Source organism: Kitasatospora sp. NPDC101235, assembly GCF_044767505.1.
Lineage (GTDB): Bacteria > Actinomycetota > Actinomycetes > Streptomycetales > Streptomycetaceae > Kitasatospora.
In genome coordinates this window covers 146,433-158,079 of sequence record NZ_JBIWNZ010000022.1, presented here as the reverse complement: position 1 = coordinate 158,079, position 11,647 = coordinate 146,433, and the positions used below count along the sequence as shown (strand labels likewise).

11 protein-coding genes and 1 pseudogene are annotated in these 11,647 nt (G+C 73.1%); 3 read left to right on the top strand and 9 right to left on the bottom strand.

What is annotated here, in order from left to right:
- Positions 1-180: 180 nt before the first annotated feature.
- Positions 181-843: an HAD family hydrolase gene (locus ACIRRH_RS30760; protein ID WP_403073892.1), complete on the top strand. Its 663-nt coding sequence runs from the start codon at positions 181-183 to the stop codon at positions 841-843.
- Between the two features lie 57 nt (positions 844-900).
- Positions 901-1,821, top strand: coding sequence for an aminoglycoside phosphotransferase family protein (locus ACIRRH_RS30755; protein WP_403073890.1), 921 nt, complete (start codon positions 901-903; stop codon positions 1,819-1,821).
- Here ACIRRH_RS30755 and ACIRRH_RS30750 read toward each other — a convergent pair.
- From ACIRRH_RS30750 to ACIRRH_RS30725, 6 genes are all read right to left on the bottom strand, one after another.
- Positions 1,788-2,609, bottom strand: coding sequence for a hypothetical protein (locus ACIRRH_RS30750; RefSeq protein ID WP_403073888.1), 822 nt, complete (start codon positions 2,607-2,609; stop codon positions 1,788-1,790). The two genes, ACIRRH_RS30755 and ACIRRH_RS30750, sit on opposite strands and share 34 nt — an antisense overlap.
- A 113-nt stretch (positions 2,610-2,722) precedes the next feature.
- Positions 2,723-3,313, bottom strand: coding sequence for an RICIN domain-containing protein (locus tag ACIRRH_RS30745; RefSeq protein WP_403073886.1), 591 nt, complete (start codon positions 3,311-3,313; stop codon positions 2,723-2,725).
- A 127-nt stretch (positions 3,314-3,440) separates the two neighbouring features.
- Complete coding sequence (locus tag ACIRRH_RS30740; RefSeq protein WP_403073884.1) at positions 3,441-4,427, bottom strand: helix-turn-helix domain-containing protein; 987 nt, start codon at positions 4,425-4,427, stop codon at positions 3,441-3,443.
- Between the two features lie 313 nt (positions 4,428-4,740).
- Complete coding sequence (locus tag ACIRRH_RS30735) at positions 4,741-5,292, bottom strand: hypothetical protein (protein WP_403073882.1); 552 nt, start codon at positions 5,290-5,292, stop codon at positions 4,741-4,743.
- 14 nt (positions 5,293-5,306) lie between these two features.
- Positions 5,307-5,699: an ATP-binding protein gene (locus ACIRRH_RS30730; RefSeq protein ID WP_403073880.1), complete on the bottom strand. Its 393-nt coding sequence runs from the start codon at positions 5,697-5,699 to the stop codon at positions 5,307-5,309.
- A 459-nt stretch (positions 5,700-6,158) separates the two neighbouring features.
- Complete coding sequence (locus tag ACIRRH_RS30725; protein ID WP_403073878.1) at positions 6,159-7,358, bottom strand: helix-turn-helix domain-containing protein; 1,200 nt, start codon at positions 7,356-7,358, stop codon at positions 6,159-6,161.
- Between the two features lie 461 nt (positions 7,359-7,819).
- Between ACIRRH_RS30725 and ACIRRH_RS30720 the strand changes: the two genes are divergently transcribed.
- The gene (locus ACIRRH_RS30720) at positions 7,820-8,650 is read left to right on the top strand and encodes a hypothetical protein (RefSeq protein WP_403073876.1); all 831 of its coding nucleotides are present in this window, start codon (positions 7,820-7,822) and stop codon (positions 8,648-8,650) included.
- Positions 8,651-8,740: 90 nt separating this feature from the next.
- On the opposite strand, the pseudogene ACIRRH_RS30715 reads toward ACIRRH_RS30720, so the two are convergent.
- The 3 genes and pseudogenes from ACIRRH_RS30715 to ACIRRH_RS30705 all read right to left on the bottom strand — a co-directional run.
- Positions 8,741-8,983: pseudogene (locus ACIRRH_RS30715) on the bottom strand (VOC family protein); the annotation flags it as partial.
- On the bottom strand, positions 8,872-9,567 hold the full coding sequence (locus ACIRRH_RS30710) for an aspartate/glutamate racemase family protein (protein ID WP_403073900.1): 696 nt from the start codon (positions 9,565-9,567) through the stop codon (positions 8,872-8,874). The gene ACIRRH_RS30710 and the pseudogene ACIRRH_RS30715, both read right to left, overlap by 112 nt.
- A gap of 66 nt (positions 9,568-9,633) precedes the next feature.
- The gene (locus ACIRRH_RS30705) at positions 9,634-11,490 is read right to left on the bottom strand and encodes a CocE/NonD family hydrolase (protein ID WP_403073874.1); all 1,857 of its coding nucleotides are present in this window, start codon (positions 11,488-11,490) and stop codon (positions 9,634-9,636) included.
- Positions 11,491-11,647 lie beyond the last annotated feature (157 nt).

Below are 11,647 nucleotides of genomic sequence, written 5' to 3'. Positions count from 1 at the left end.
CCGAGGACTCCTCGCTCCAGACGAGCTTCGTGATCGACGACACCGCGATCCAGCCCCGCTGCGCGGGTGCCCCCCGGCCGCGCGCCCCGTCCCCGGGGGCCGCGCGGCCTGCTGCTGCCAACGCCCGGACGCTGTGGGGAAGTCGACGAGACGGGCCGGGGCCGGTCGTATGCTGGCCGGATGATCAAGCCGATTGAGCTGGTGATATTCGACTGCGACGGCGTCCTGGTGGACAGTGAGGTGATCGCCGTCCGGGTGCTGGTGCGGCTGGGGGAGGAGTACGGCTGGCCGCTGACCGAGGCGGAGGCGATCGAGCGGTTCGTCGGGCGGTCCGAGGCGGTCAACAACGCGCTGGTCGCCGAGCGGCTCGGGGCGGAGACGGCGGCGGTGTGGGGCAAGCGCTTCCACGAACTGCACGCCGAGGCGGTCGACGCCGGGCTGACCCCGGTGGACGGCCTGCCGCAGGCGCTGGCCGCGATCACCCTGCCCACCTGCGTGGCCTCCAGCGGCACGCACGAGAAGATGCGTCACACCCTGGGCCGGACCGGCCTCCACGGCCACTTCGCCGGGCGGATCTTCAGCGCCACCGAGGTCGGGCGCGGCAAGCCCGCGCCGGACCTCTTCCTGCACGCCGCGCGCTCGATGGGCGTCGACCCGTCCGCCTGCGTGGTGGTCGAGGACAGCCGGCCCGGCGTCGAGGCCGCCCGCGCCGCCGGGATGCGCGCGCTCGGCTACGCGGGCGGCGTCACGGCGGCGGAGCGGCTGGCCGGGCCGGGAACGGTCGTCTTCGAGGACATGCGCGAGCTGCCCGCACTGATCGCCGCGGGCGCGGTGCGGGAGTGACCGGGGCAGGGTAATCCGGTTGCCGGGCCGGGCCCGCGGCTGGCAGGGTCGGGCACCATGGCCTCCTCCGGCAAGATGCACCCCGACGAACTGGACATCGACGAGGCGCTGGTGCGCCGGATGGTCGCCGAGCGGTTCCCGCAGTGGGCCGGTCTGCCGGTCGAGCCGGTGGAGCCGGTCGGCACCAGCAACGCGATGTACCGGCTGGGGACGGAGCTGGTGGTGCGCATCCCGCGGATCCCCGGGGTGGTCGAGGAGATCGCCAAGGAGGACCGTTGGCTGCGGCGCCTCGCCCCGCGGCTGCCGGTCCCGGTACCGGTCCCGCTGGCCGTGGGCGGGCCGGTCGACGGCTGCCCCTGGCCCTGGTCGGTGCTGCGCTGGCTCGACGGAACCAACCCGGTCGCCGGACGGTCGGCCCAACCCGCGCTGCTGGCCGAGGACTTGGCCGCCTTCGTGACCGCCATCCGCCGGATCGACCCGACCGACGGCCCCGCCGCCCACCGCAGCGAGTCGCTGGCGGAGCGGGACGCCGGGACCAGGACCGCGATCGCGGCGGTTGCGGACCTGGTCGATGCCGAGGCCGTGACCGCCGCCTGGGAGCACGCGCTCCGGGCCTCCGCACCCGCCGGCCCCCCGGTCTGGATCCACGGCGACCTGCAGCCCGGCAACCTGCTGGTGGACGCCCGGGGCCGGCTGAGCGCCGTCATCGACTTCGGCTGTGCGGGCCTGGGCGAGCCGGCCGTCGACCTGATCCCCGCCTGGTACGTGCTGCCCGCCGCCGCCCGTACCGCCTTCCGTGCGGCCGTTGCCGTCGACGACGCGGCGTGGGACCGCGCCCGCGGCTGGGCCCTCTCCATTGCCCTGCTGGAAGTGGCCTACTACCGCGACAGCAGCCCGAGGATGACCGGCATCGCCCGTCACGTGATCGCCGAGGTGCTGGCCGATCACGCCTCCCCGTCCGGCAGCCGCCACTCGTAGGGGAACAGCTCCCGCTCCCACCCGGGGGAGGCGGCGAGTTCGCCGGCCGCCTCCGGAGTGCGCAGGAGGCAGCGGTGGCGCAGCAGTTCGCGCCGCTCGGCGGGGGTGAGCAGACGCTCCTCGGGGCCGAGGTCCCGGTAGTGGCCGAGGTCGGGGCGGCCGTCGACCGATCCGGCCTCGGCGACGTTCAACAGGTCGCCTCCGGCGGTGCGGTAGTCGAGCCGGAAGTCGGTGCGCCACTGCGAGTTGCCGCCCCAGCCGTGCGAGAGGTCGCAGGTGGGGCGGTGCGCGCGGTGGAACGTCCAGTAGAGCGGGAAGTGGTCGGCCACCCCGCGCTCGGCGTGCGCCGCGCCGGCCCGGACCCGTACGCCGGCCCGGTTGAACAGCAGCTCGCCGAGCATCAGGCCGGGCCACCGTACGTCGAGGATCTCGATCGGCGCCTGCGGGTCCTCGGCCCGTTCGACCTCGACGATCTCGTGCAGGAACGGGTCGAAGCGGGCGGCGCTCTCGAAGGGCGCCATCCCGAGGGCGGTGAACAGACCCAGATAGAGCGGTAGTTGCGGGTCGAGCAGGAGCACGTCGGCGACCCGGCTGAGGGCGTAGAGCTCCTCCACCAGGCGCTGCCCGCCCGCGTCCTTGTCGGCCCACCAGGACGTGTGGTGCACCGCGGCGGTCCGGAGGCGGTCGCGGTACCCGGGCGCCTCCGGACCGGCCAGCCAACGGTCGATGTCGTCCTCGTACGGCCCGTCGTGGTCGAGGAGCCGCTCGTAGAGCGTGCGTGCGTTCACGGCGGCGATCATGGGCGGTTTCCGTCGGACGGTCAACCCGGGAACGAGCCGCCGTCCCGCCGGTCCGGGCCCGCGCTACCGGCGGGATCGGCAGGACGGCGGCCGCCGGCGACTCAGTACCACTTGGCGCTGGCCTGGCCCTTGTACTCCCACTGCTGGGCGTTGGCCCCGTTCGCCGTGGAGGAGCCGGTGATCTCCAGGACCTTGCCGCTGTGGTTCACGAACAGGAGTCGTTCCTTGCCGTCGCTCGTCCGGATGAGCGCCACCTTCCACTTCGCGCCGGCCTGGCCCTTGCACGTCCACTGCTGGGCGTCGGCGCCGTTCGCGGTGGAGGAGCTGGTGATCTCCAGGCACTTCTTGCTGTTCTCGTTCACGATGTTGACGAAGCCGTCGCTCGTGGACTTGAAGCGCCACACCGCGCCGGCCTGGCCCTTGCACGTCCACTGCTGGGCGTCGGCGCCGTTCGCGGTGGAGGAGCTGGTGATCTCCAGGCACTTGCCGCTGTTGTTCGTGATGATGAACGGGTCCGAGGTGGCGGCGAGCGCGTTCTTCTTGAACACGGTGAGCAGGCTCGGCGTCTCGGCGCCGTCCTGCGGCGCGGCGACGGCCTGGCCGCCGCCGAGGGCGGTGAGCCCGAGCGCCAGGGCGGCGAGGCCGATCCCGGCGGCGGAGCGCGGGTTCCTGCGGAGTCCGTTGCTGGACATGGACGGTCCCCCTTCGAGGGTGCTGGTGTGGTCGCGTCCACCACCAGATCCCCCGTGCTGGACGCACCATCAGCTTGCCGACCGCGCAAGGGGATTGTCGTTAGCATGCGGTCCACTCCCGCTTGGTTCAGAGTCCACTGCCGCCCGTCGCCGTGCCGTGGCGGAAGTCGCGGGGCGGCAGCCCGTACGCGCCGCGGAAGGCGCGGCTGAAGTCCGCGGCGCGGGGGAACCCGCAGCGGGCCGCGATGACGTGGACGGGGGTCGCGGCCAGGGCCGGGTCGGCGAGGTCGCGCCGGGCCCGTTCGAGGCGCTGGCGGCGGATCCAGGCGGCGACGGTCTCCTCCTCCCCCTCGAAGAGGCGGTGCAGGTAGCTGACCGAGATGTGGTGCGCGGCGGCGACGGCGCCGGGGCTGAGGTCCGGCTCGTGCAGGTGGGCGCGGATGAACGCCCGGATGCGCTGGGTCAGGGCCCGGCGCCGGCTCTCCGGCGGTACGGCGTCCTCGGCGTCGAGGTGGTGGGCGAGCAGCGCCGACACCAGGTCGAGGGCGGCGGTGCCCAGCCGCGGCGCGTCACCGGTCCGGTAGGCGCCGGTGTCGGCGGCGATGCCGGTGAGCAGCTGGACGAGCAGGGCACCCATGCCCGCGTTCCCGGGCATCCGGCGGGCGATCAGCGTGCGGATGCGGTCCGGCGGGATCGGCAGCGCCTGCCGGGGAACGGTCAGCCACGCCCCGCGGATCCGTTGCCGCGGGTCCTCGGTGCTCACGCGCAGGAAGGTGGGACGTGTGCTGTCGTGCAGCACCAGCTCCTGCGGGTGCCACTCGCCGCGGCCGTCGTCCCGTGCGGCGGGCCCGGTGAACGGGAGCGAGAGGAGGTAGAACTCCGGGTCGGAGGAGCGGATCAGGCGCGACGGCCGGCGGATGGTGCTCGACGGGGTCTCCATGCCCCAGAGCCGCAGCTCACCGAGCGTCAGGATGCGCAACTCGGCCCGGAAGTCGGCGGCGTGTTCGGTGCTGGCCTCGAACGGCGCGCTCATCCCGGAGAGTTGGTTCCGCCAGTACTCGAAGCGGTCGGACGGTTCCAGGTCCTCGGTCCGGTACACCGACTCGGTCAGCATGCTCGCCCTCCCCTGGCTGGCCTTCCTCGTCCCAGCATTTTCACACCGCTGACGGATCCGGGCCGGGGAGGAGGGGATCAGCCGACGAGGCCGCCCTCGGGCGGGGCTCCGCGCCGGACAGCTTCGGCCGGAAGCGGTGCTCTCTTCGGGCGGTCCGGCCGAGAACGGCCGGGCCGCCCGAAGAGAGCAGGCCGGAACAGCGGCAACAGCTGCGCCCCACCCGCCCGCCCCTTCCAGGAACCGCAAGAGCAACGGCGGCCTGGCCAAGCTTGGCCAGGCCGCCGAAACCACCGCCGAGCAGCATTCACTGCGCTTATGGGCGGGTTGCGCGGGTGCGGCAGTGGGTGAGGGCGTACCGGATGCGGCGGTCGGAGGGGAGGGTGGTGGTGAGGAGTTCGCCGGCGGTGACGAGGGTGGTCCAGTAGAGGGTGGGGTTTCCGGTGCGGGGGAGGGGGTGGGCGGCGGCGAGGGAGAGGTAGGCGGCGGTGAGGTTGCCAGTGGTGAACCAGCGGTTGAGGCCGTGGCGGTGGCCGGGGCGGATGCCGCCCATGGCGTCGACGGCGGTCAGGAAATGTTCGACGACGGCGAGTTCGGTGTCGGTGAGGGACTTGGGGATGTCGAAGACGCCGAGGGCTTCGAGGAGTTCGCCGGTGTCGCTCGCGGAGTCGGGGCGGGGGTCGGCGAGCAGGGCGTCGTAGCAGTCGGCGAGGCGGCGGGTGGTCTCGGCCTGGGGGATGGAGAGGGCGAGGCAGACGGCTCGGGCGACGGGCAGGGGTCGGTGGCCGAGGCGGGCGAGGAGGGCGTAGGCGGCGGCGGGGGTGGTGCCACGGGAGAGGGTGTGCCGGGCAAGGGTGGCGAGGTGCATAGGGAATCGGGCTTTCAGACGGTGGTGGGGGCGACGAGAGCCCAGGCGAACTTGCCGACGCCGCACGGGCGGGAGGCACAGCCCCAGCGCTCGGCGAGCTCGTTCACGAGGTAGAGGCCGCGCCCGTGCTCGTCGTCAGGCGCGGCGGTACGGACCGACGGGTGGCCGCTGCCGGCGTCGTGCACCTCCAGCCGCAGGCGGGAGCCAGTGAGGGCGAAGCGGACCTCGATGTGTTGGTCGGCGGGAGCGTCGGAGTGCTGGACGGCGTTGGCGAAGAGCTCGCCTAGGAGCAGTTCGGCGGTATCGCGATAGCGGTCGCCGGAAGGCAGCCCGGAGAGGTAGGCCCGGAGCAAGTAGCGGGCCAGCGGCGTGGATTCGGTCCGCGAGTCGAGGCGCGCGACGAACATGCGAGGACGACGGGACGTGAGCATGAGGGTACCTCGAAGGGGCGGGCGGGAGCATGTCAAGGAAGTGCGACGTGCGCCAGACCTACCGCCGATCGGGGTCTGATCACCCGACCGGGGGCGGGGCGTGCTGCAAGCGGAGAGAGAGCCGTCTCCGAACTCACGAGGCCCGGCGGGCCCGGGGGTCGGCGGTCGGGGCGAACTCTGCCCAGCCGGCCGCTGCGGCGGCCAGGGCGTTCCGTCGTAGGCGATCCTCGGCGGATCTGCGCGGCCCGGGCGGCGTCTGGGCAGGGCACGAAGGGCGGGGTGCGGCGGCCATCGCGGGCTCCAAGGGATGCGGCAGTGGTGTTGGTGAGCCCGGACCTGACCGGGCTCACACCCCGAGGCTTCGCCTCTCGGGGGTGCTGAACACCACGATGCCGCTGATGGAAGTCCTTGAATTTCACCAGAAGTGAAAGGTCGTCAGATGCCCGTTCGGGTGATCCAGGTTGACAGTCGCAGACTTCGGCGGTTAGCGGAGCGTGACAGTGCGGTCACCGTCTCGCGGGCGAGCGGGTGCCGGGATACCTGGTCGGGTGCGACCGCGTATGCGGCGTCGAGCTGGTCGAGTGCAGCCTCCGGCCTGGCCATCCATCGGTAGGCGCGGGCCAGGTCGATGTGGTGATGCCCGATCCTGGTTGGCGCCCATCCGGTGGGGAACCGCAGCCCCTTCGCGGCGGCCACCGCCCGGTCGTGCTCGCCGGCCTCCACCAAAGTCATCACCCGGTGCACCTGCACGTTGGTGGGCCCGAAGTGCAGCGACAGGTCCGGCCGCTCGCCGGTCTGGGCGGCTACTTTTTCAGCCTCGTCCAGGTGGTGCTGCATCAGGTCCTTCTGTCGGGCGCGGGCGGCGACCACGGCCGAGCCGAGGTGCAGTTGCCCGGTGGTGACCAGTGCGCTTGGAGTCTTGATGTCGGTACCCTCCAGGTGTCCGCGGCCGGATTCCTGGAGGCGCCGGCAGGCCGCGAGGTCGCCAACGCGCAGGTAAGCGGTGACCCGCAGGTACTCGCGGGCGGCCCGCAACGCGGGCGCCTGGTCCCCGGCCCGCTCCGCAGCCCAGTCCATCCGGGCCAGCGCGGTCGCGGACAAGTCGCTCAGCCCGATGGCGATCCCGACCGAGTGCCCGCACCGGTAGGCCTCCGCCAGCAAACCCCATGCCTGCCGCTGCTGATCACCGGTGAACTTGTGCGCGGCCGTGTGCAGCTCGACCAGGAGGCCTGGCAATATCGCCACCATCGGCCTGTACTTTGCGGCCTGGGCCAGCGCGTTCGCCTGCCGGACCGCCGCCCGGAGCGCAGGTAGGGCACGAGGCCGAACGGCCTCCTGCGGAGGCAGGTCGTACAGGTCGAGGGTCGTACGGATCGGCCCCATCAATGGGACCAGCGGATCATCTGTCACCCCGTCAATGTGCGAGACCGGCTGAAGGTCTCCTGGATCGACTCCCAAGGCCCTGGCCACCGCTGCCACGAACTCTGGTGTCGCCGGCTTGTGCCCGGCCACCACCTTCGTGAGCAGGCTGTATGAGACGTGAGCACGATCAGCAAGTTGCCGATGGCTCAGGCCTCTCACATCTTCGTAGGCGGCGATGCGCTGGCCGGTACTGATTCCGTCCGGAGGTGCCACGCTGGCCCCATCTCGTGAATGCCTTGAACCTGTATGCGGGACCGTACCCCCGAACTCGCCCGGTCACAGATCATTCGGGCAAACAATGTTGACGCTGGTCGGCCCCGGCGGTAGGCCGGGACGCCCCGTCGGACGGCGCGGTGATCACAGGTGCGACGCCACCGGGACCAACTCGCCGCCGGCTCCAGTTCGGGCGAGCAGTTCCACTCTGCCCGTACCTCGCCGGTCTTCTGGTAGCGGGCCAGGTCCTCGGTGTCGAGCGTGCCGTCGGCGTCGGTGAACCAGACTTCCGGCAGCGGGCCGTAATGGGGGCGTACTTGGTGTGGGGGTCAGAGCTTCCCGCGTGAACCGTTCGCACTCTTCGTAGTCGATGTGCTACTTTCCGCATCATCAACAGAACATAGGAGACCCCGGCGGTGCGGGAACACCCCGGGGTCTGGCACCAGGAGATAGAGCTCCAGATGCGGATTCATCGTAACGCGCACACGCGCGCGTTCACCGTTCTTCCGAACGGCCTGTTGCAGGACCGTCGGCTCAGTTACACCGCCCGCGGCCTCCTCGCCGACCTGCTCTCCCGGCCCGACGGGTGGCGGGAGGACGGGCGGCAGATGGCGGACAGCAGTCCGCAGGGGCGGGGCGCCGTGCGGCGGGCGCTCAAGGAACTGAAGGACGCCGGGTACTACCGGGTCGACACGGTCCGGAGGGCCGACGGAACGGTCCGGTCCGAGGCCCATGTCTTCGACACCCCGCAGCCCGCACCGGTTGTCCCCCGCCCGGCTTCCGGTGGGCGAGGGACCGGCGGCGCTGTCGCCCCTCCCGTAAAGGACCCGGGACAAGAACCCACCCTCCCGGATGAACGGACGCGAGCCGCCGTGGCCACCCTGTTCCGGGCGATCCGGCCCGAACCCCGCCTGCGCCTCGGCGAGGCCGAGGCGCAGGCACTGGCACCTCTCGTCGCGCAGTGGCTGGAACGGGGCTGCAGCGAGGCCGAGTTGGCCCGCGCCCTGATCCCCGGCCTGCCGCAGCCGATGCACTCCCCGGCGGCGGTCCTCCGGGACCGGCTGCAACGCAAGCTGCCGCCGGAACGCCCCGAAGCCCCACCCAGCCCGTACGCCGAGTGCGGCCGCTGCCACGACCCGGTGCCCCGCCCCGGCATCTGCCGCGCCTGCGCGGGCCTGGGCAGGAGGGCCGTTGCCGTCGGCACCGGCGCGCCCGCCACCCCCGGCGGCGTCGCCCGGGCCCGGGCGGCCCTGCGTGGTCGGCCCCGACAACCCGCCGCCGCGAACTCCTAGCTGGCGAAGCCGCCCTCGGGGCGGATGATTCTCCAGGTTGGTGCCGTCTGGGTCGTTGAAGTAGGCGACCTGGGTGCCGAGGGCGGCGTTCGGGGTGACCTCGCCCTCGATGAAGGTGTGGTCGTCGCCGAGGAATTCGTAGCCGGCGTCCTTCATCCGCTGGTGGACGGCGTCGAAGTCGTCGGCCCGCAGGCACAGGTGCATCGAGCCGGGCCGGTTGGTCAGAGGCCGGCCAGGGCGGCTTCGACCGCCGCTTCGGCGTGCAGCCGGGTGGTGGGGAAGACGGGCACCGGGCTGTCCTCCGGCCGGATCAGCAGTTCGATCTCGGTGCAGCCGAGGACGATCCCTTCCGCGCCCCCGGCCACCAGTTCCCCGATCACCCGCCGGTACGCCGCCCGGGACTCCTCGCGGACCTGTCCGACGCACAGTTCCTCGTAGATCACCCGGTGGACCAGGGCGCGCGAGTCCGCCCGCGGCGCCAGGACGTCCAGGCCGCCCGCCGCCAACCGGCCGCGGTAGAAGTCCTGTTCCATAGTGAAGGCCGTCCCGAGCAGCCCGACCCGTCGCAGGCCCGTCGCCCGGACGGCCGCCGCCGTGGTGTCGGCCAGGTGCAGCAGGGGGACGGAGACCGCCGCCGCGACCTGGTCGGCGACCTTGTGCATGGTGTTGGTGCAGATCAGCAGCAGGTCGGCGCCCGCCGCCTCCAGTGACCGGGCGGCGTCGGCGAGGACCTCGCCGGCCTCCTCCCACCGGCCGGCCGCCTGTAGCCGCTCGATCTGCGCGAAGTCGACGGAGTAGAGCACGAGTCGGGCGGAGTGCAGTCCGCCGAGGCGCTCGCGGGTGAGCCGGTTCAGCAGGCGGTAGTACTCGGCGGTGGATTCCCAGCTCATGCCGCCGATCAGGCCGACGGTCTTCATGGTCTTCATGGGGCCATTTATAAGCCAGGGTCGAAATATGAGGCAAGTGCATAAGGAAATCTTTGATCAGCTCTCCCGGGCCACCCGGTGCTGCCACTCCCGGGTGAACACCACCGAGCCCGCCTCCAGTGCCCGCAGTTGCACGACGCTGATGAAGTGCTCGGCGTCGCAGCGCAGTTGGGTGCGGGTCTGGACGGTGACGTCCCAGCCGATGTCGGGCCGCTCCAGCCGGACGGTGTGGTCGGTGCGGGCCTGGGCGCTGAGCGGGGCGTCGGTGAGCACGCGGTAGGCGGTGACGGTGTGTTCGTTGCGGACCAGGCCGTCGGGGTGGGTGCGGGTGCCGTCGGTGGCGGGGGAGAGTTCGGTGCGCCACTCGCGGCGGCCGATGTCGTGCACGGTGAGGTGCTCGGGACGGGCGGTGAGCGGCTCGGTGAGGTGGACGTCGAGCGGGTCGGGCAGCACCGGGGACTCGAAGGTGACGGGCGGGGCGCCGATGTCGGCGGCGAGGTGGCGCACCGGCAGGCTCAGCGTGGAGCGGGACGGGTCGACGCCGTACCCGGTGTCCTCCGCGGGGGGCCACACCCAGGGCCAGTAGACCGAGGAGAGGGCGAGCCGCAGCCGGTGCCCGGCCGGGAAGGCGGCCGCGCAGGCGGCCAGCTCGACCTCGGCCTCCGGCCCTTCGGTGACCAGGACGCCCCGGGTGACCAGTTGCGAGGTGCCGTCCGGGCCGACCGCGCACAGCCGCACCGCCACCTGGACGGCCGCCCCGTCCTCGGGCAGCCGCAGCCGCAGCCTTACGGTCGGGGCGCCGAGCAGCTCGACCGGTTCGGGCAGCGGCTGGGAGTCGAAGCAGACCGAGCGGCCGTCCTCCTCGCGCTGGTCCGGAGGCTGGTCGGCGGGGCTGCCGTGCGGGACGTAGGCACCGGAGTTGAGGCCGGTGTGCTGCGGGGAGCGGACCCGGACGTACCGGTCGTCGGAGGCGGTGCCGGCGGTGCACAGCGGCCCGTCCAGGCCGTAGTGGATCTCGCGGACGTCGGGGGAGGGCCAGGCCTCGTCACCGGTCCAGCGGGTGCCGAGCCAACTGCGCAGGGCGGGTTCCTTGAGGGCGCTGGTGTCGGCGCCGCGCAGCCAGTGGTCCCACCAGCGCAGGGTGTCGGGCAGGGCGGCCTCGGGCAGGCCGTGCGGCCAGGGGCCGATCAGGGCGTGCGCGGTGGGGGACTCGGCGAGCAGCCGCAGCACGAAGGAGCAGGACGGGTCGCCCCAGCCGGCCACCGCGAGGGTGGGCACGGACACCGGGACGGTGCTCTCGCCGGCCGCGAGCCAGTCCTCGACGGGCGGCCGCAGTGACTCCAGCCGGTCCAGCCAGGCGGCCCGCCAGGCGTCGCCGACGTGCCGCGGGTCCGGCGGCAGGGCGGCGTCGGCGATCAGGGCGGTGAGCCGGGTGTGCAGGTCGGCGGCGAGCACGGCCCCGCCGAGCCGGGGGCCGCCCTCGGGGCAGGCGGTGACCACGGCGCCGACGGTGTCGGCGGTCCGGGCGGCGAGCCGCAGTGCGGTGGTGCCGGCCGCGCCGACGCCGAGCAGGCCGAGCCGGCCGTTGCACCAGGGGCGGCGGGCGAGCCAGTCGACCGCGGCGGCGCCGTCGGCCAGCTCCTGTGCGCCGCCGGGCTCGACGGGGGTGCCCTCGGAGTTGCCGTGCCCGCGGGTGTCGACCCGGACGGCGGTGTAGCCGTGGCCCGCGTACCAGGGGTGGCGGCGGGCGTCCTCGGCGGCGGTCCGGTCGCTGAGGCGGTCGCCGGAGTACTCCAGCAGCGTGGGGCCTGGCTCGCCGCCGACCGGCCGCCAGAGCCGGGCGGCCAGCCGCGTGCCGTCGGGCAGCGGGATCCGCAGGTCCTCGCGGGTGGTGTGGAAGGGGTAGGACGGCATGGCCGCTCCCATCGGTCCCGGGCCGGTGAGCACCGGCGGGCCCGCGGCGCGTACGGGCGGGGGCCGCTCCGTACGAGCGCGCCGCGGGTGCCGGTATTTCCGACAGTAGGGGAGGGAGCGGCCCATTTCCTGGTGAGAGGGGCCTGATGAGGGGGCC

Coding starts and splice junctions, on each gene's coding strand:
- ACIRRH_RS30730 (WP_403073880.1), bottom strand. CDS start 5,699: ATGTTCGTCGCGCGCCTCGACTCGCGGACCGAATCCACGCCGCTGGCC.
- ACIRRH_RS30745 (WP_403073886.1), bottom strand. CDS start 3,313: ATGTCCAGCAACGGACTCCGCAGGAACCCGCGCTCCGCCGCCGGGATC.
- ACIRRH_RS30755 (WP_403073890.1), top strand. CDS start 901: ATGGCCTCCTCCGGCAAGATGCACCCCGACGAACTGGACATCGACGAG.
- ACIRRH_RS30740 (WP_403073884.1), bottom strand. CDS start 4,427: ATGCTGACCGAGTCGGTGTACCGGACCGAGGACCTGGAACCGTCCGAC.
- ACIRRH_RS30710 (WP_403073900.1), bottom strand. CDS start 9,567: ATGAAGACCGTCGGCCTGATCGGCGGCATGAGCTGGGAATCCACCGCC.
- ACIRRH_RS30735 (WP_403073882.1), bottom strand. CDS start 5,292: ATGCACCTCGCCACCCTTGCCCGGCACACCCTCTCCCGTGGCACCACC.
- ACIRRH_RS30720 (WP_403073876.1), top strand. CDS start 7,820: ATGCGGATTCATCGTAACGCGCACACGCGCGCGTTCACCGTTCTTCCG.
- ACIRRH_RS30760 (WP_403073892.1), top strand. CDS start 181: ATGATCAAGCCGATTGAGCTGGTGATATTCGACTGCGACGGCGTCCTG.
- ACIRRH_RS30705 (WP_403073874.1), bottom strand. CDS start 11,490: ATGCCGTCCTACCCCTTCCACACCACCCGCGAGGACCTGCGGATCCCG.